Genomic DNA, 16,413 nt, shown 5'->3' on the forward strand with positions numbered 1-16,413 from the left:
TTGAGCCGAGCGTGGGCTCGGCTCTACAGGAAGGGATCCGCCCCCGGGGCCGCACATGCTTCACCGGCATCACCTCATGCCCGTACACCACTGCGCGCGGTGCACCGCCGCCCGTAGCATCAATCCATGACCAGCCCATCCGCCGATCCCGCCGCGCCGCTCGTCGCCATCGTCGCCTGCCACGGCCAGGGGCTGTTCGAGTTCGGCTGTGCGGTCGGCCTGTTCGCGCCCGTGCGGCCGGAACTTGGCGTGGCCTGGTACCGCACCCAGCTCTGCGCAGGCGAGCCCGGCGCATTGCGCATGCTCGGCGGCACGCAGGTACAACTGCCCTACGCGCTCGATGCCCTCGAAGACGCCGACATCATCGTCATCCCCGGCTGGCGCGAACCCAGCGAGCGTCCGCCGCAGGCGCTGCTCGATGCCCTCATCCGCGCCCACGCACGTGGCGCGCGCATTGCTTCAATCTGCTCCGGTGCCTTCGTGCTGGCCTGGGCCGGCCTGCTCGATGGCCGCCAGGCCACCACCCACTGGCGCCTCACCGAAGCGCTGGCGCATGCGTTCCCGCGCATCGATGTGCGCGAGGATGTGCTGTATGTGGATTCCGGCAGCATCATCACCTCGGCCGGCTCGGCCACCGGCATGGACATGATGCTGCACATGGTGCGCAAGGATTACGGCGCGCGCGTGGCCAATCTGGTGGCCGAACGGCTGGTGCTGGCACCGTGGCGTGATGCCGGCCGCAGCCAACGCGTCAGCCGGGCCATCCCCAATGGCGAGCCCACGCGGTTGGCGAAGCTGATGGAGTGGATGCGCCGCAACCTGCGTGAACCGCACTCGCTGGGCAGCCTCGCCGAGCAGGCGGCCTTGAGCCAGCGCACGTTACAGCGGCAGTTTCTGGAAGCCACCGGCCTGTCGCCCATCGATTGGCTGATCCGCGAGCGCGTGGCCTACGCCCGCGAACTGCTGGAAACCACCGACCGTCCGCTGCAGTGGATCGCCGAGCAGGCCGGCTTCGGTTCGCAGGAATCGTTCCGCCGCCATTTCCGCAGCCAGGCCGAGGCCAGCCCAACCGAATACCGCAGCCAGCATCGCAATGGCATCGGTGCCGACCGCCTGGTCGGCTGCTGAATTCCTGCGGTAGTGCCGGCCGCCGGCCGGCAGCGATCAGGAACGGGGGACGCGTCGATGAATCCGCCAGCACTGCGCGGCAAACCCAATCACGAACACGGCCAAGCACCCGAGCAGCGTCTGCTGGATCACCGGCGCCAGCGGCGCAGCAGCAACAGGATGGCCCACCGGCAGCCGCGTCAGCGTTTCATTCACGCCCGGCACCAGCGACAGCAGGAAGCTGAAAGACAGCGCGAATGTGGACAGATAGCGCGCCGCACGCCCAAGCCAGCGCAGCCGTGCCAGTACCACACCGCCGAACGCCACCAGCAGCACGATCACCCCGAACGCATGGCCGGGGTTCAACCCGCCCGTACTGGAGACCGTGAACGATGTGGCCACCGACAACAGCAGGCCCCACAGGTAGAGCTTGCCTGAGCGCGTGGCAGGATCGATCGCGCGATGGCGGATGAAGCCATACGCCCCGGCGAGCACTGGAACCAAGCTGACGGCGGTATGCACAACGCCGAGGGTCGAAAGTGGGTGCGACATGGAGATCTCCATTGGATAATTAAACCTACTAGTAGGTAGATCTAAAGGACAAAGAAAAGGCCTGCGCTCGGGCAGGCCCCACACATCACCGCTCAGGCAGCCACGGCCACCCGCGCGATCGCCAACCGCGCCAATGCCGCGAACGTCGCCGCATCGCCCAGCCCCCGCGCAGCCAGCATCGCCCCGTGGACCGCGGACATGAACGCCTTGGCCTCATCGGCCGCCGAACCCTGCAACCGCAGCTGGCCGGCCGCCGCGCCCTTTTCCAGGGTGAGCGCCAGCCAGCCGCTCAGGTCCTCGAAATGCCCGCGCACTTCCTCGGCGATTTCCGGCGGAATCATCGGCGCCTCGGCCGCCAGCATCGCGCAGATGCAGAACGACGAGGTGCCACCGGCAATGCAGCTGGACCAGTAGTCCACATAGGCCTGGAGTTCGCGCAGCGGATCGTCCAGCTGCCGATCCAGCAGCGCCAGTCCCTCACGCGCCTCGGCCCGGTACAGCACCACCACCGTGCGCACCAGGTCCGCCTTGCTGGGGAAGTGGTGGTGGATGCTGGCCTTGCTGATGTTCACCCGCGCCGACACGTCGGCGTAGCTGAAACCGTTGTAGCCACCGGCCTCCAACAGCGAACGGGCGTGGGCCAGGATCTCCTGGGCCTTGGGCGAGAGCGACTCTTTCATGCTGCCAACCTACTAGTAGGTTGACCCCCTGTCAACTCCCCGCTGCCGGGTGGGCAGCATCTGGTAGTGCCGGCCGCTGGCCGGCAACTGCACGCACCCAAGGCCACCGGGAAGCCGGCCAGCGGCCGACACTACCACGCCCGGGGGTTCGTAGCGGAGTTTGACATGTAGGCATTTACCTGCATATAGTCACCCCCAAGGACGGCACCTGCCCGCCCATCGCGAGGAACCTGCAATGGTGGATATCGCACATCGGGTCGGCATCAAGGCCCCCGCAATCCAGGTGTATCAGGCATTGGCCACCCCCGAAGGCGTCGCCGCCTGGTGGGCAGAAGACACCCACGGCGACCGTAACGTCGGCGGCACGGTCAAGGTCCGTTTCACCAACAACGGCCAGGAAATCGGCGCCATGCAGATGAAGCTGGAACAACTGGTTCCTGACGAACTCGTGCTCTGGCAGTTCCTGGCCGGCCCCGCCGAATGGATCGGCACGCATGCGCGCTTCGTGCTGAAACAGGAAGGCGACTACTGCATCGTGCTGTTCACCCACGAAGGCTGGAAGGAACGCGTCGAGTTCACCTCCCACTGCAGCACCAAGTGGGCGGTGTTCCTGTTGAGCCTCAAGGCCCTGCTGGAAACCGGCAAGGGCCAGCCCAACCCGCACGACATCAGGATCGACAACTGGAACTGAAGACGCCCCGCATGAATGCAGACAAGGTGTTCAAGGCCCTGGCCGACCCCACGCGCAGAACCCTGCTGGACCTGCTCTGCGCGGACAACGGCCAGACCCTGGGCCAGCTCTGCGAGCACCTGGACATGGCCCGGCAATCGGTCACCCAGCATCTGGGCCTGCTGGAAGACGCCAACCTGATCAGCACCGTGCGCCGTGGCCGCGAGAAGCTGCACTTCATCAACCCGGTGCCGCTGCATGAAGTCTACGAGCGCTGGGTACGCAAGTTCGAGCAGCAGCGCCTGAGCCTGCTGCATGACCTGAAACGAGAACTGGAAGGAGAATGACGATGTCCGCAGAGACCACCCGCTTCATCCACGTGATCTACATCGCCTCCACGCCACAGAAGGTGTTCGAGGCCATCACCCGCCCCGAGATCGCCAGCCGCTACTGGGGCCATGAGAACGTCTCGGACTGGAAGCCCGGCTCACGCTGGCAGCATGTGCGCGCCAACGAAACCCGCTCGGTCGAGCTGGTCGGCGAAGTGGTGGAAAGCGCCCCGCCCTCGCGTCTGGTCATCACCTGGGCCGCCGCCTCGCAGGCCGACAACCCGGATGCCTACAGCCGGGTGACCTTCGAAATCGTGCCCTACCAGGACATGGTGCGGCTGACCGTTACCCACGACGAGCTGGAACCCGGCAGCGGCATGGATACCGGCATCCGCCAGGGCTGGCCGATCGTGCTGTCGAGCCTGAAGTCCTTGTTGGAGACGGGCAAAGGGCTGGATGTGTTTGCGAAGCCGGCGTAGTCGTCGGGAGGGTTGGCCCGCGCGAGCGGCACAGGGGGGGAGGAGAGCCTCCCCTTGTCGCCGCCTCTGCTAAACACCAAATCGCTCCCAATAATTGTATTTCATGGAACAATAGGGAGCACATGCTTCTCGAGTTCCGATATGTCTCCCGCGTTGCTAACCGTCGATCAGGCTGCCCAGCAGCTCAGCCTGCACCCCAAAACCGTCCTGCGGCATATCCGTAACGGCCAACTGCGCGCGACACGCATCGGCAAGTCCTATCGCATCACCGCTGAAGACCTCGACATGTTCACCGGCACCGTGCGTGAGCCCTCCGCTGCGCGCCCACAGCTCACCACCGTGGTGGACATTCCCGGATGCGGTGCGACACGTGCCGCCGACCTGGCCCGTGCCCTGCATGCGCGCGTCACCGGCCGCGAGGCCGAGGATGAGCCGCTGCGCATGGAGACGATCTATTCGCCTGAGCACGATGTGCTCAAGCTGATCGTGATCGGTGGCCTGGCAGGTTCCACGGCGCTGCTGGTCAGCCTGCAGCGTCTGCTGCAGGACCGCAGCGCATGAAGCGGCAGCGCCCCGGCATTCCCACGCAGCACGTACTTGCCGCCTACCGCCAGGTGCTTTCGGACTGGCCGGTACCACACGAATCGCAGCATCTCGCCACCCGCGCCGGTTCGACATTTGTGGTCAGCTGCGGCCCGGAACACGGCCCTGCCCTGGTGCTGTTGCATGGCACCCTCAGCAATGCCGCCAGCTGGATGTTCGATGCCGAACGTTGGAGCGAGCACTACCGCGTGCATGCCGTCGACATCATTGGCGAACCGGGCCTCAGCGAAGGCACGCAACCTGCGCTGGACAGCGATGCGCATGCGCAATGGCTTGATGATGTCTTCGACGCACTCGGCATGGAAAGTGCAGCATTCGTGGGCCTGTCGTTCGGCGGCTTCCTGGCACTGGACTACGCGCTGCGAAGGCCTGCCCGGGTCAACGCACTGGTCCTGGTCAGCCCCTCGGGTATCGGGCGCCAGCGTGCATTCCTGCTCAAGGCGCTGCCACTGTTGCTGCTTGGCCGATGGGGACGCGAGCGCCTTCGCCGTGCGGTCATGGGTCCCGCGCCACTACATGCACCTGCACGTGCGCAGCCGCTGCTCGACCTGTTGGCATTGATCCGTACCGAGGTTCGGCCACGTCCGCTGCGCATTCCCCCCATCAGCGACGAGCGGCTGGCTGCGTTGCATCCGCCGGTAGCTCTTGTCATGGGCGCGCGTGATGCCCTCATCGACACCCCTGCCGCCGCCGAACGCATGAAACGGCTCGTCCCGACGGCGGACGTCACCCTGCTCGCAGACACCTATAACTACATCCCCGGCCTGCGCGAAGACATCCTCGCCCGGCTGCGTCAACTGCAGAACCTCCAGCATGAATGATTCCATTGAACACATCGGCACCACCCGCCTCCTGCGCATCGCGCCGCAGGGCCCCGCACTCGATGCCAACGGCCTGCGCGATCTGGTCGGCGACGCCCTTGGGCATCAGGCCGAGTGGATTGCCGTGCCGGTGCAGCGCCTTTCGGCAGACTTCTTCGAGCTGCGCTCCGGCATGGCCGGTCAGTGGCTGCAGATGCTGGTGAACTACCGCCTGCACTTCGCCGTGCTGGGCGATGTCAGCGACTACCGCGCACAGAGCGAATCGCTGGACGCGTGGATCATTGAGTGCAACCACGGCCACAACGGCTGCTTCGTTGCCGACTGGGATGCCCTGCTGGCTCGCCTTTCGGCCCCCGCCAGCGCGGGCTGAACGCCAACCCCACGCCCACCCTCACCGAACCCGGTTCCGACTGCACTCCGACGCCGCCCGCCACAGCATCACCGGCAGGCTCCCCAGGCGACGTTCGATGAGTGCTTCAGACGCAGACTCCCTGCACAGCAAAGTGGCCGCGGTCACCCTCGGCTTCTGGGTGATGAAGATCGCCGCCACCACCCTCGGCGAGACCGCCGGCGACCTGCTGTCGATGACGCTCAACCTGGGTTACGTGGCCAGCTCGGCCATTCTGCTGACCATCTTCGCCGGCCTGCTGGGCATGCAGTTGTCGGCACGGCGCTTCCACCCGGTGCTGTTCTGGTCGGTGGTGCTGGCCACCAGCACCGCCGGCACGACGATGTCCGACCTGCTCGACCGCACGCTCGGCCTGGGTTACGCCACCGGTGCCAGCCTGCTGGCCGGTTGCCTGGCGCTGGTGCTGCTGGTCTGGCGGGTGTCGGAAAAGTCGATCTCGGTCAGCAACATCGCATCGCGCCGCGCCGAAGGCTTCTACTGGACCGCCGTGTTGGTCTCCAACACGCTCGGCACCGCGCTGGGTGATTTCCTCGCCGACGATTCCGGGCTCGGCTTCACCGGCGGCGCGCTGCTGATCGGCAGCCTCATCGCGCTCACCGCGCTGGCCAGCCGCATCAAGGGCATCAACCGGGTCATCCTGTTCTGGATCGCCTTTGTACTCACCCGCCCGTTCGGCGCCACCTTCGGCGACCTGCTCACCAAGCCGCTGGAAAAGGGCGGGCTGGGCTTCGGCACGGTCGGCTCGTCGCTGGTGCTGTTCACCATCCTGGTAACGCTGGTGGCACTGCCGATGCTGCAGCGGCGCACGCAACCGGCACACTAACGGGCCGTCCAGCCCCCATCCACCGGCAGCGCCGTACCGGTGATCTGCGCCGCGGCGTCCGAGGCCAGGAACACCACCATCTCGCCCAGCTGCTCGGGCGTCACGAACTGCAACGAAGGCTGCTTTTCGGCCAGCAGCGCGCGGGCGGCGGTTTCCTGATCCGTGCCGTCCTTCTCCGCCAACGCGGTGATCTGTTGCTCGACCAGCGCGGTTCGCACCCAGCCCGGGCAGATGGCGTTGGCGGTGATGCCCGTACCTGCATTCTCCAGAGCGGTCACCTTGGTGAAGCCCACCACGCCATGCTTGGCCGCCACATAGGCGGACTTGTTCACCGAGCCCACCAGTCCGTGTACCGACGCGATGTTGATGATGCGGCCGGCGCCCTGCTGCTTCATGTGCGGCAAGGCGGCCGCCGTTGCATGGAACACCGCCGACAGGTTCAGCGCCAGGATCGCATCCCATTTTTCGACCGGGAATTCCTCGATCGATGCGATGTGCTGGATGCCGGCGTTGTTCACCAGGATGTCGATGCGGCCCATCTTCGCCACGGCGTGGTCGATCAGTCCGCGCACCGCCTCGCCGCGCGACAGGTCCGCGCCGTCATGCGCCACCCGCACCCCGAACTCGGCTTCCAGTCCGGTACGGATGCGTTCGATCTCCGCCGCATCGCCGAAGCCGTTCAGCACGATATCGGCACCTTGCCGCGCCAGCGCGGTGGCAATACCAAGACCAATACCGCTGGTGGAACCGGTAACCACCGCAACCTTTCCAGAGAACATGGGTGAGCTTCCATCGGGCATGGGCCACCAGTGTAGCCCCGTGCCTCCACGCCACGCGTGGATGCTCCCCCTCGGCATAAATCCACATTCCCCCTATAGTCACCACCATCCACCCAAGGATGGCTCGATGAACCCCTGCAAGGCCCTGCTGCCCGCCGTTGTCGCCGCACTGCTCGCCCCTGCCATCAGCCAGGCCGCCTTGCCCGCGCAGCCAGCCACACCGCTCACCACCGGTAGCGTGCGCGTGGATATCGCGACCGGCCGCGTAGAGGGCGATGTGTGCGTATCCAATGCCCCCGCCAACGCCCAAGCCCACTTCGTGCTCAACGCCGGCCTGAACGTCGCTCGGGTCACCGATGGCGAAGGCAGGCCGGTCGGGTTCGATGGCTGGTACGACCCGGGCGTGGATGGCGAAGCGCGCGTCTACACCCTGGCCGAACCCACCACCAAGATCTGCGTGCAGTACGTCGGCGCGTTCCCGCTGTACCCGAAGCACGATGCCCTGGGCGACTTCAAAGGCATGATGGCCTTCAACGGCGACAGCGCGCGCTTCACCGAGCAGTCCGCGTGGCTGCCGCAGGCGTTCGATCCCAAGGCCCGCGTGCGCAGCAACCAAAGCCGCTACGACCTGCAGGTGGATTGCGCCGGCTGCCGCTTCCTGTATCTCAACGGCAGCCCGGCCATCGAAGGCGCGCAGGGGCGATTCCGCAGCGACAACGCGCGGCCCATCCTGCTGTTCGGCGGCAGCGGCCCGATCACCCGCACCGCGCAGGTCACCATCCTCAGTGAGACCCTGCCCGCCGCCAAGGTCGATGCACTGTCCAATACGGTGCAGAAAGTGGCCGACGTGCACAGCCGCTACATGGGCGTGCCGCTGGCCGACCGCCCCACTTTCCTGCGCATGGTCACGCTCAACCAGATCGAGCGCGACCGCGAAGGCAGCGAATGGGGCTTTGCTACCTGGCCGACCATCGCCATGAGCGGCAGCATCGGCAACGTGGCCGATTCACTGCTGGCCGGTGGCGAGAACGCCGACCGCCGCGTGCAGTACATCGCGCACGAAATGGGCCACTACTACTTCGGTACGCTGAACCGTCCGCAGGGCCCCTACTTCTGGGTGCTGCTGGAATCCAGCGCCGAGTTCCTGTCGATCAAAGCCCTGCGCGAGATCAGTGGCGATGCGGCGGCCGACCGCTATATCGCCGGGTTACAGGCGGCCGTCGACAAGCAGAGCACGCCGCTGCCGCCATTCGATGCCGTCGACGGCAGCGCGGACCTGGGTGAGATGTATCGCTACGTCTATGGCCCGTTGCTGCTGCTCTCGCTGGAAAAGCAGGTGGGTGAGGCGAAGATGCAGGCCTTCATGCGCGGGCTGCTGGCTGCGCCTTCGCCGAAGAGCTGGGCGGAGCTGCAGGCCGTCGCACTGAAGGCTGGCATCGATGCCAAGGCCTTGGAGCATTGGCGGGCAAGCTGTGTGGCTGACGGCAGGCAGAGATGCCAGTAGATCCACGCCATGCGTGGATTCACTGCCTCAACATCCGCATATCTGAATCATCCAGCACTGTGTCCAAGGCAACCCGCCCTCCTAGCCCCTCTATTTGCCAATCAGCGCCGCTGATATCGCCGCACAATCAGAAGAACAGACCCGCTCGCTCAACGGTCGCGAGCCGATTGGCCTTCCGTACCGCCTCCAGGAACAGCAGGAAATCGCGGTTTAACAGGGTCAGGTTGTTGGTAAACGTCACGCACTTTCTGCCCGAAGCTTTGCTGAAGCACACCTGCCAGACATAGCGTCCGTAGATCCTGTCGGACGTTCGCGTGACTGAGGTGATCTGCGAAAGCGGAACCGCCGTGGGTACCGGGCCCCGCCGCAGGTAGAAGGATTCTGTATCAAAGAAATAGTGCTCGCGATCCTCTTTGCCATCCACCATCACCAAGGTCATGGATGTACCGGAGATCCGGCGAGGAGGATCCAAACGCAGCCCCGATTTCACGGACGAGCGAGCAGTTGCCGACATTCGCCGAAGGGTAAACCAGAGGATCACCAACGGAAGTGCGGCAAGGACAATGAAACCTACGGTCTTCAAAACAGTTTCCAGCGTGCTTGGCACACAGATCTCCAGGATGAACTTTCAGGCGATGCCCGAGTAGATCCACGCCATGCGTGGATGACTCTCCCTCAACGCCCTTTCACTTCCAATGATCCGGCCCCAGGAACGGCAGGCTCAACACAAACACCGGAACCGCCACAGGCGCCAACGCCGCGCCCAGCACTTTGCCTGCCGCCGTCCCAGCACCCGGCTTGTCCGTATCGTCCGGCCGGATCCGCTCAGCCCGCGCGGTAATCGGCTGCGCCAGCTTCGCCTTCGCGGCCAACGAAGCAGCGTCAGGCAGTTTCACCCGCTCGCCATCACTCTCGAACAGCGCGCTGTAGTAGCTGCCGCCCTGCCTGGAAAGATTGCAGTCCGGGTTGGCCGCCAGCTCGTAGCGGCTCCGGGCTTCAAGGATGTACGGCTGGCGCGTCAACGCAGCGATGGCCTTGGCCACCCGCGGGCTGATCTCCAACCGCTCCAGCTTGAACTGCGCCGCCTGCTCCGGTGTCACCTGCTCCGGCCGCAGCAGCAGCGCGTAGCTGCCATGCACCTTGGTCCTGTCGGCCGGCACGCGCCAGTCCTCACGGAAGTACAGCTGCGCGCAGACCACAGCCTCGCGCAGCGGGCTGTCCATCAGGGCGCGGTAATCACGGAACGGCGCGGCGTCGAAGCGCATCGGTTCGTCATAGACCGGCAACAGGTACAGCTTGCCGTCGTCGGCCACGAACGCGCCGGTGATCTCGCGATTGGAATGGTGGTAGTCCGGACCACTGGCGCAACCAGACAGCAGGCCAAGGCACAGTGCGGAGAGAATGAAGAAGATGGACGTTCGCATGTCGTAGTGAAGGGCTTCCCTGGAAAACCGGCCCCGCCCATAAGGTCGAGGCCAGTCCGCCATGGTGCCACGGCACTGCATGCGATGCAGAGCCTGCCTTACTTCAACCGCTCCACCAACCGCTGCCCCACCTCCAGCGCCGACGCCGGGTTCTGCCCGGTAATCAGCTCACGATCCACCACCACATGCCCCGTCCACGGCGTGGCGTTGCTACTGAACTTCGCACCCGCCCGCTGCAACGCCGTCTGCGGGTAGAACTTCATCTCACCGCCGCCCAGCAGCGGCTTGGCCTGCTCTTCTTCCTGGTTGCTGATCACCGTCATCTGGTAGCCGCTGTAGATCCACTTCGGCATGGCCGGCGTCGCACCCGCTTCCAGCTTCGCCACGAAACCCGCCGCATCCGGCAGCGTGGACAGCAGCGCGATCGGCCCGTGGCAGACCAGCGCGGTGGTCTTGTTGCGCTGGTGGAAGTCAGCCAGCAGCCGGCCCAGCGCCGGGCTCTTCAGCAGGTCCTGCATCGGCGCGTGGCCACCGGGAATGTAGACCGCATCGAAACGCGCGTAGCCCTGCTGCTCGATGCGCGCCAAGCTGACCACCGGCGAGGCCGTCGGCGAGGTCAGCGCCAGTTTCTCCAGCAGGTCCTTGTGCAGCGTCAGCTGCGCGGCATCGTTGCCGAAGTACGCCGGCGTCACCGAGGACGCATCCACCGTCGGTGCCCGCCCCTGCGGCGTGGCGAAGGTCACCTCGTGGCCCGCGTCCAGCAGCAGCTTGACCGGCTGCATCAGCTCGTTGAGATAGAAGCCGGTGGACAGCACCTTGCCGTCCTTCAGGTCCAGGTGGTCTTCGTCGGACAGCACCACCAGCACGTTAGCGGCCTGCGCGCCGCTGGCGGCCAGGGTCAGGGCCAGCGCTGCGGCCAGTCGGGTCATCAGGTTCATGGGGAGCTCCTATCGGGGAATGGCCGCCACTTTATTCATCGCCCCAGCGGCGATAAATTGGCCCCCTCGCAAAACATTTGTTCGCCGGAGAGCCAAATGAGCCGCAAGTTCGACTACCTGGGCGATGTGGAGGTGTTCCTGGCAGTGGTCGAGCACGGCTCGTTCACCGCTGGCGCGGTGGCGCTGTCCACCACGCCCTCGGTGCTGAGCCGCGCGGTCACCCGCCTGGAAGCGCGGCTGGGCCGACAGCTGCTGCAGCGGACCACCCGCCGCGTGGGCCTGACCGACGCCGGGCGGCTCTATCTGGAACAGGTGCGCACCGCCTTCAGCCTGCTGGACGACGCCGAGCGCGACGTGCTGGCCCAGGACGGTGCGCTGGCCGGCCGCGTGCGCCTGAGCGTGCCCACCACCTATGGCCACTACCGGCTGCCGCCCGTGCTGGCGCGCTTTGCGCAGCAGTACCCGCAGGTGCAGGTGGAACTGAACATCACCAACCGCAACGTGGACCTGGTGGCCGAAGGCTTCGACCTGGCCATCCGATTGGGGCAGCTGCCGGACAGCGGGCTGGTGGGGCGGAAGCTGGAGGATGCGCCTTTGGTGCTGGTGGCTTCGCCGGAGTACCTGCAGCGTCGGGGCACGCCGCAGACGCTGGAGGATCTGCAGCAGCACCTGTGCCTGCCCTTCGTGATGCCGCGCACCGGGCGACTTGCCCCGTGGATCTTCCGCGACGGCGGGCGCGACGTGGACTGGCTGCCGCGTTCGTCCATCGAGACCTCCGACGATGTGCTGGGCGTGGTGTCACTGGCCGAACAGGGCATCGGCATCTGCCAGAGCTATGCGTTCATCGTGCGCGAGCGGTTGATGCGTGGGGAACTGGTGGAAGTGTTGCCGCAGCTGCGGGGACGGTCGCGGCCGTTCTCGGTGATCTATGCGCCGCATCGGCGGCAGTCGGCGGCGGCGCGGGCAATGATTGAGTTGCTGGTGGGGAATGCGGGTGAGAGTGGCGCCGGTTGAAGCCGGGGGCTTGTTAACGGTGTCGGGTTTGAACCGCTTTTCGGGGTCTGCGGCTGATTCGACGCCGTTGCTTGGCGAGGCGGACTAAGAACTGTTGCAAAGAAGGCCGTCGCGCTATTCGCTTATGGCGCGGGCGATTGCGTCATTCAGAATCGCAATCAACAGAGCAGCTGCGCGAATGCGTCTGGCGGTGTCGCGTGCTGCACGCATGGTGCGTGCCACAATAGTTCTTCGCTCTCGAATTCCGCGATTCCTTCGCGAATTTCTATTGGCATTCGGAGCGAGCGCATAAACAACATGGCGCGCCACCGACAAGGGGTGGCCGGGTCTGCAAACCCGCATTGATGTACGCGTCTGTAGTTTGCGCTTGCCCGTCGGCACCGTCCTTAACCGGTGCCGGCGGGCAATCCGTCGGCCTTTCTGGCGGGCGGTGCGTGGGGATCTTCGGATCCACCGGTTCTATGACGCTACATCATCCCGGTTTGCAGCCATGCATCGTCCGCCACCTCTTCACGGTGGCGCTGTTAAGCACAGCCACGGAAGCCGACGCCATGAACGAATCCGACACCTTCTCCTCGTACACCGTTGTTGAACCCATCAACGACGACGCCTCCCTGCCCGACTTGAACTACCTCTTGGGCATCCTCAAGCGCATGCGCGGCTGCGAAGGGGCAGATGGGCACCCGTGGCCGGAAACCGATGTGTCGCCCGGCCGCCGCGTGAGTCTGGCCAGGAGTGAGCGCGCGATGGTCGGGGCGCTGACTGTGCTGGAGCTGCTGCACGCGGCAGACCGCTGCCGGGTGGCAGCGGACCCGGAGCGGCATCTTGATGAGGGGGTGGTTGATGGGTTGTTTCTGGCTTGCCGTGGGTTGGTTGAGTGGGCTTGTCGGGAGGTCAGGCCGGAGTGATATCCACCGGTCTTCTATAGATACCGAGGGCACCTCTAAGTGCCCTCAATTCTCAAATCAAGGTCAACCGGCCATCAGCTTGAACGTTATGTTGAGTGATCGAAAATGAGACATCCCCGTCACTTCCACCGCCAGAAGCACGCATCGTTTCGCGACAGGATCGCGAGTTGAAGTCGCTCTGAACGACTGCATTTGACGCTACAGAGTCGAGTTCGTGCAAACTAGCGCGGGGCACCAGATGAAGCAGGACTCACATATCACTCCCCCAAAGGCAATATCTTTCGCCGATGATCCATCGCATCATTGAACCCATCCGGCACCGGCTTGAATGGTTTTGCTGGTGAGCGGTGGCTGCTTTGGAATTGACGCAACGCTTGCACATCGATTTCGCCAATCACGCAGTAATCGGTGACCCCGCCTTTGACCCGCAGCACATCACGCTTCCAACTGTCCTTGTAAGGGGCGCGGATGCGGCTGTCGCCGTACTGCCTATCATTGCATTGGATGATGTAGGCATGGATATCCAATGCTGCGGACTCAACCAATGCATTGAAGGTTTCGGTATCTGGATTCCATTCCGGAACGAACAGCGCATCCACTTTGCCACGCAGATCAGCGCGATAGCGAATGTTGGTCAGTTCGCTGCAGATCAACATGGTGAAGCGAAAGTCGCCGTGCTGAATGATGGGCGGTGTTTTCCAGGCCTTGTCCGGCTTCATCTCCAATCCGGCCAGCCGCTGCAATTCTTGCTCTTCATGGAGGGCGGGCCGCTGCTTGTCCTGACGGTAGATCATAAGCGAGGGAAAGCCCAGACCGTCATGGGAGAGCGCTGCCCAAACCTGATTGCGGACCCGCGACTTGCTGGCGTGCAGATATTCGATGCCCGTAACTAGCGAAATTCCCCGGCCTTGCAGCTTTCGAGCGATACGAATGAACCAGTGCGCGGGCAGTGCCAATTCCGGCAAGATCAGATAGCGGCTGTCCCTGGGCTGGGCGATTACGCCATCCAGCAGGCGACAAAGGCGCACATAGCGTTCGGCGTCGGGATCCGGCATGCGCATCACACTAGCTGTCCAGCTATCCAGACTTGTTTGCCAACTGGATACGGCAATACTGCATTTCCTTGGAGTTACACCATCTGGTACTTGCAGTACGTTGTTTTTATCGAAGAGAGGCGTTTTCTCTCCCAACTCAAAGCCACGCACAGACAATACTACCGCCCGCATATCGTCCTGCGTCGCCTCTAAATAAGCATGGCGATTAAGAATAAATAGCTCCGGCAGATTGAAGGGCCGAGTCGCGAACGGCAGCCCCTGCGGCAATTGCTTGAAGCCGATCCACTGGGTAACTGTCTGCGCGCCCTCGAATACAGCGCTAGACAACAACTCGGCAGCTTTGTCGCAGCCTACAATGGTCTTTTTGGCGGGGATACCGCGCTGCGCCACCATTTCCTTCGGCAGCCCGATGAAGCGGAATGGCAGATGTGCAAGGTCAAGCGAGAACAGGCGGGCCTGCTGTGCTTGAAAGCTTTTTACGGATAACGGCCAGGACAGAAAAGCATCAAGGTCAATGACGGGATGACAGTCGGCCATATAGGTCTTCCACGCCTGTTTGCCTGCTTTGGACAAGCGGGGAGGAAATGCGGCCGTTATGCTTTCCCGAACACTGGAAAAAAGCTGCCCTTTCCAGCGATCCAGCATCTCCGTAGCGTTCGGCTTACTCTTTTTCTCATGCCACGCTTTGACACTGATGTCGCATTGCTCCTGTACCTGCTGGCAGAGTCTTTGCAGCGCTTCGATAATTCGGCGTAGATCGGCAAAGTCTTCACAGGCCGTGGCGAGGCGAATGACTCGGGGCAGATAGACAGCCAAGTCGAAAAACTGCGGTAACACCAACACGTGCTGGGTGAAGGCGCGGAAGAACGCGCGACGATGTGCTGCCCAGGCTTCGGGCAAAAGATCGCGTTCATAGGCTTCGAAGTCGCGAAGTTTTATGGCGAAGCCTGCCCGACGCATGGTCAGCGCATCCGCATTGCGCAGGTTGTCGGCGGCCTCGCCGTCGCTTTGTGTGGCGGCCAACAGATCGGTGCCAACATGCGTAGCGGATCGAGGCAACCGCGGCATGGCTCGCCACTCGCTGGCGCGTTCGTAAATCTGATGAGCAATGGCGTCCGCCAAGGTCTTGCCCGGCTCACCGGCCAGAATGAATACCTTGTTCTTGCCATTGGCAAAACGCACCCGGCTTTTACTCCTACCTTTGCTAAGGTAAGCGGGCCTGAAGCGAACTTGCTTTTTACTTTGATCCACCCAGCCCAGCATTTCGTTTGACCGGTCAAACAGCCATTCCCATAAATCCAGCGTCGAATCGAAGCCAGCCCCGTTCTCCATGACTAGCAAAATGTCATCGACGTATCGCCCGTAATAGATGGGAGCAACCTGATGTTCGATGCAGCGATCCAGCTCGACCAGCGCCATGTTGGCGACAATAGCCGATGCCGGCAGCCCCACGGGTAAGCCTTTCTTCAACGGGGTTGCTGCTGCCCAGGCCTGCAATGCATGAATGAACAAGCGGTGTAGTTTTTTCTTTCTCCTATTCAGCTTTATGCCAAGTATTTCCTTTCTAAAACTTGGATTCAACATGAAGCCAGGATTCAGCTCGTGATAGAAAGAGCTGACATCCGCAGTTAATGCCACAATCTTTTTGTCGGCATCCAGCGCGGCACGCATGGCGGCAATACCCTTGTCACGCCAGTCGCGAAAGGGCTTCAGATAAGGCTGGAACGAACCAAGCGACAGCTTATTGATGCCTTTTCCATCTTGAGTGCGGCGCAAGCGGTTGCCATATGCGCACTCGCTCAATCTTGCATCGAATAACTGCCCGACTTCCAGCATCCATAAGGTGGAGAGCACATGAAAGTCCAGGCTGCATCGGGCCATTATTCGGAATTCGGCTTTTGGCTTTTCTGGCACTTCCTTCTCAGCCAAGGCTTTCAACGCATGCTGCCACTCATCAATGGGCGAGGAGAAAATCAATCCACCGCCATTCTCTTTCTTGTACTTCGCCCAGCAATCCATCTCGACGGACTTGGTGACCAGTGTCCAAGTGCCTATGAATTCCGGTGATGTCACCCAGGCTTCGTCTTCGCCATTGATCTTTTCCTGCAGCAAGGAAAGGTTGGAATGCAAATTTTCTTCATAGTTTGCAATATCATCCAGAGAGGCATGGGACGAATAATAGAGATCAACTTTCGCCTTGCGATAGGCGAGGCCCAGATCTTGCAGGTTGGTCATTTTATTATCTCATTACTAGCTCTAGTCCTCTTCTGGCACCTCCCAGTCCTGCGAACGTGCCTCTCGCTGCCATGCAAATTTCA

The 16,413-nt window shown here is 63.2% G+C and carries 18 protein-coding genes; 11 read left to right on the forward strand and 7 right to left on the reverse strand.

Going from position 1 to position 16,413, the window contains the following annotated elements:
* The first annotated feature begins 126 nt into the window (after nucleotides 1-126).
* Nucleotides 127-1,128, forward strand: coding sequence for a transcriptional regulator FtrA (ftrA, locus tag LZ605_RS06825; RefSeq protein ID WP_249844237.1), 1,002 nt, complete (start codon nucleotides 127-129; stop codon nucleotides 1,126-1,128).
* 36 nt (nucleotides 1,129-1,164) lie between these two features.
* Here the strand turns inward: ftrA and LZ605_RS06830 are convergent, their stop codons facing one another.
* Both LZ605_RS06830 and LZ605_RS06835 read right to left on the reverse strand, forming a co-directional pair.
* On the reverse strand, nucleotides 1,165-1,659 hold the full coding sequence (locus tag LZ605_RS06830; RefSeq protein WP_306803903.1) for a hypothetical protein: 495 nt from the start codon (nucleotides 1,657-1,659) through the stop codon (nucleotides 1,165-1,167).
* Between the two features lie 92 nt (nucleotides 1,660-1,751).
* Complete coding sequence (locus tag LZ605_RS06835) at nucleotides 1,752-2,339, reverse strand: TetR/AcrR family transcriptional regulator (RefSeq protein WP_249844239.1); 588 nt, start codon at nucleotides 2,337-2,339, stop codon at nucleotides 1,752-1,754.
* Nucleotides 2,340-2,574: 235 nt separating this feature from the next.
* On the opposite strand from LZ605_RS06835, the gene LZ605_RS06840 reads away from it, so the two are divergent.
* The 7 genes from LZ605_RS06840 to LZ605_RS06870 all read left to right on the forward strand — a co-directional run bounded on the left by LZ605_RS06840 (nucleotide 2,575) and on the right by LZ605_RS06870 (nucleotide 6,473).
* The gene (locus LZ605_RS06840; RefSeq protein ID WP_249844240.1) at nucleotides 2,575-3,030 is read left to right on the forward strand and encodes an SRPBCC family protein; all 456 of its coding nucleotides are present in this window, start codon (nucleotides 2,575-2,577) and stop codon (nucleotides 3,028-3,030) included.
* Between the two features lie 11 nt (nucleotides 3,031-3,041).
* Complete coding sequence (locus LZ605_RS06845; protein WP_010484635.1) at nucleotides 3,042-3,356, forward strand: ArsR/SmtB family transcription factor; 315 nt, start codon at nucleotides 3,042-3,044, stop codon at nucleotides 3,354-3,356.
* A gap of 2 nt (nucleotides 3,357-3,358) precedes the next feature.
* Nucleotides 3,359-3,817 (forward strand): SRPBCC family protein, encoded by a 459-nt coding sequence (locus tag LZ605_RS06850; RefSeq protein ID WP_249844241.1) that lies wholly within the window; start codon nucleotides 3,359-3,361, stop codon nucleotides 3,815-3,817.
* A gap of 141 nt (nucleotides 3,818-3,958) precedes the next feature.
* Nucleotides 3,959-4,378 carry a helix-turn-helix domain-containing protein gene (locus tag LZ605_RS06855; protein ID WP_249844242.1) on the forward strand — a complete coding sequence of 140 codons (420 nt, stop codon included), beginning with the start codon at nucleotides 3,959-3,961 and terminating at the stop codon, nucleotides 4,376-4,378.
* On the forward strand, nucleotides 4,375-5,241 hold the full coding sequence (locus LZ605_RS06860; RefSeq protein WP_249844243.1) for an alpha/beta fold hydrolase: 867 nt from the start codon (nucleotides 4,375-4,377) through the stop codon (nucleotides 5,239-5,241). The genes LZ605_RS06855 and LZ605_RS06860 overlap by 4 nt, the downstream gene beginning before the upstream one ends.
* A complete protein-coding gene (locus LZ605_RS06865) occupies nucleotides 5,234-5,611 on the forward strand; it encodes a DUF4180 domain-containing protein (protein WP_249844244.1) in 378 nt (125 codons plus the stop codon). Before LZ605_RS06860 ends, LZ605_RS06865 begins: the two co-directional genes overlap by 8 nt.
* A gap of 97 nt (nucleotides 5,612-5,708) precedes the next feature.
* Nucleotides 5,709-6,473, forward strand: coding sequence for a COG4705 family protein (locus LZ605_RS06870; RefSeq protein ID WP_249844245.1), 765 nt, complete (start codon nucleotides 5,709-5,711; stop codon nucleotides 6,471-6,473).
* On the opposite strand, the gene LZ605_RS06875 is transcribed toward LZ605_RS06870, so the two are convergent.
* Entirely contained in the window at nucleotides 6,470-7,252 is a 783-nt protein-coding gene (locus tag LZ605_RS06875) for a 3-hydroxybutyrate dehydrogenase (protein WP_249844246.1), read from the reverse strand. The two genes, LZ605_RS06870 and LZ605_RS06875, sit on opposite strands and share 4 nt — an antisense overlap.
* 127 nt (nucleotides 7,253-7,379) lie before the next feature.
* Here LZ605_RS06875 and LZ605_RS06880 point away from each other — a divergent pair, with 127 nt between their 5' ends.
* Complete coding sequence (locus LZ605_RS06880) at nucleotides 7,380-8,756, forward strand: hypothetical protein (RefSeq protein ID WP_249844247.1); 1,377 nt, start codon at nucleotides 7,380-7,382, stop codon at nucleotides 8,754-8,756.
* Between the two features lie 127 nt (nucleotides 8,757-8,883).
* Here the strand turns inward: LZ605_RS06880 and LZ605_RS06885 are convergent, their stop codons facing one another.
* The 3 genes from LZ605_RS06885 to LZ605_RS06895 all read right to left on the reverse strand — a co-directional run bounded on the left by LZ605_RS06885 (nucleotide 8,884) and on the right by LZ605_RS06895 (nucleotide 11,118).
* Entirely contained in the window at nucleotides 8,884-9,363 is a 480-nt protein-coding gene (locus LZ605_RS06885) for a hypothetical protein (RefSeq protein WP_249844248.1), read from the reverse strand.
* Nucleotides 9,364-9,442: 79 nt separating this feature from the next.
* Nucleotides 9,443-10,180 carry a hypothetical protein gene (locus LZ605_RS06890; protein WP_249844249.1) on the reverse strand — a complete coding sequence of 246 codons (738 nt, stop codon included), beginning with the start codon at nucleotides 10,178-10,180 and terminating at the stop codon, nucleotides 9,443-9,445.
* 98 nt (nucleotides 10,181-10,278) lie between these two features.
* Nucleotides 10,279-11,118 (reverse strand): type 1 glutamine amidotransferase domain-containing protein, encoded by an 840-nt coding sequence (locus LZ605_RS06895; RefSeq protein WP_249844250.1) that lies wholly within the window; start codon nucleotides 11,116-11,118, stop codon nucleotides 10,279-10,281.
* 96 nt (nucleotides 11,119-11,214) lie between these two features.
* Between LZ605_RS06895 and LZ605_RS06900 the strand changes: the two genes are divergently transcribed.
* Together LZ605_RS06900 and LZ605_RS06905 are read left to right on the forward strand one after the other, a co-directional pair.
* Nucleotides 11,215-12,132 carry a LysR family transcriptional regulator gene (locus tag LZ605_RS06900; protein WP_249844251.1) on the forward strand — a complete coding sequence of 306 codons (918 nt, stop codon included), beginning with the start codon at nucleotides 11,215-11,217 and terminating at the stop codon, nucleotides 12,130-12,132.
* 551 nt (nucleotides 12,133-12,683) lie between these two features.
* On the forward strand, nucleotides 12,684-13,040 hold the full coding sequence (locus tag LZ605_RS06905) for a hypothetical protein (RefSeq protein ID WP_049452720.1): 357 nt from the start codon (nucleotides 12,684-12,686) through the stop codon (nucleotides 13,038-13,040).
* Between the two features lie 257 nt (nucleotides 13,041-13,297).
* Here LZ605_RS06905 and LZ605_RS06910 read toward each other — a convergent pair whose 3' ends face one another.
* Nucleotides 13,298-16,330, reverse strand: coding sequence for an RNA-directed DNA polymerase (locus LZ605_RS06910; protein ID WP_249844252.1), 3,033 nt, complete (start codon nucleotides 16,328-16,330; stop codon nucleotides 13,298-13,300).
* Between the last annotated feature and the right edge of the window lie 83 nt (nucleotides 16,331-16,413).

It is taken from the genome of Stenotrophomonas maltophilia (assembly GCF_023518235.1).
Taxonomy (GTDB): domain Bacteria; phylum Pseudomonadota; class Gammaproteobacteria; order Xanthomonadales; family Xanthomonadaceae; genus Stenotrophomonas.

What these genes read in the sequence shown, in the direction of transcription:
- ftrA (WP_249844237.1), top strand. Translation starts at nt 127, where the DNA reads ATGACCAGCCCATCCGCCGATCCCGCCGCGCCGCTCGTCGCCATCGTC.
- LZ605_RS06830 (WP_306803903.1), bottom strand. Translation starts at nt 1,659, where the DNA reads ATGTCGCACCCACTTTCGACCCTCGGCGTTGTGCATACCGCCGTCAGC.
- LZ605_RS06835 (WP_249844239.1), bottom strand. Translation starts at nt 2,339, where the DNA reads ATGAAAGAGTCGCTCTCGCCCAAGGCCCAGGAGATCCTGGCCCACGCC.
- LZ605_RS06840 (WP_249844240.1), top strand. Translation starts at nt 2,575, where the DNA reads ATGGTGGATATCGCACATCGGGTCGGCATCAAGGCCCCCGCAATCCAG.
- LZ605_RS06845 (WP_010484635.1), top strand. Translation starts at nt 3,042, where the DNA reads ATGAATGCAGACAAGGTGTTCAAGGCCCTGGCCGACCCCACGCGCAGA.
- LZ605_RS06850 (WP_249844241.1), top strand. Translation starts at nt 3,359, where the DNA reads ATGTCCGCAGAGACCACCCGCTTCATCCACGTGATCTACATCGCCTCC.
- LZ605_RS06855 (WP_249844242.1), top strand. Translation starts at nt 3,959, where the DNA reads ATGTCTCCCGCGTTGCTAACCGTCGATCAGGCTGCCCAGCAGCTCAGC.
- LZ605_RS06860 (WP_249844243.1), top strand. Translation starts at nt 4,375, where the DNA reads ATGAAGCGGCAGCGCCCCGGCATTCCCACGCAGCACGTACTTGCCGCC.
- LZ605_RS06865 (WP_249844244.1), top strand. Translation starts at nt 5,234, where the DNA reads ATGAATGATTCCATTGAACACATCGGCACCACCCGCCTCCTGCGCATC.
- LZ605_RS06870 (WP_249844245.1), top strand. Translation starts at nt 5,709, where the DNA reads ATGAGTGCTTCAGACGCAGACTCCCTGCACAGCAAAGTGGCCGCGGTC.
- LZ605_RS06875 (WP_249844246.1), bottom strand. Translation starts at nt 7,252, where the DNA reads ATGTTCTCTGGAAAGGTTGCGGTGGTTACCGGTTCCACCAGCGGTATT.
- LZ605_RS06880 (WP_249844247.1), top strand. Translation starts at nt 7,380, where the DNA reads ATGAACCCCTGCAAGGCCCTGCTGCCCGCCGTTGTCGCCGCACTGCTC.
- LZ605_RS06890 (WP_249844249.1), bottom strand. Translation starts at nt 10,180, where the DNA reads ATGCGAACGTCCATCTTCTTCATTCTCTCCGCACTGTGCCTTGGCCTG.
- LZ605_RS06895 (WP_249844250.1), bottom strand. Translation starts at nt 11,118, where the DNA reads ATGAACCTGATGACCCGACTGGCCGCAGCGCTGGCCCTGACCCTGGCC.
- LZ605_RS06900 (WP_249844251.1), top strand. Translation starts at nt 11,215, where the DNA reads ATGAGCCGCAAGTTCGACTACCTGGGCGATGTGGAGGTGTTCCTGGCA.
- LZ605_RS06905 (WP_049452720.1), top strand. Translation starts at nt 12,684, where the DNA reads ATGAACGAATCCGACACCTTCTCCTCGTACACCGTTGTTGAACCCATC.
- LZ605_RS06910 (WP_249844252.1), bottom strand. Translation starts at nt 16,330, where the DNA reads ATGACCAACCTGCAAGATCTGGGCCTCGCCTATCGCAAGGCGAAAGTT.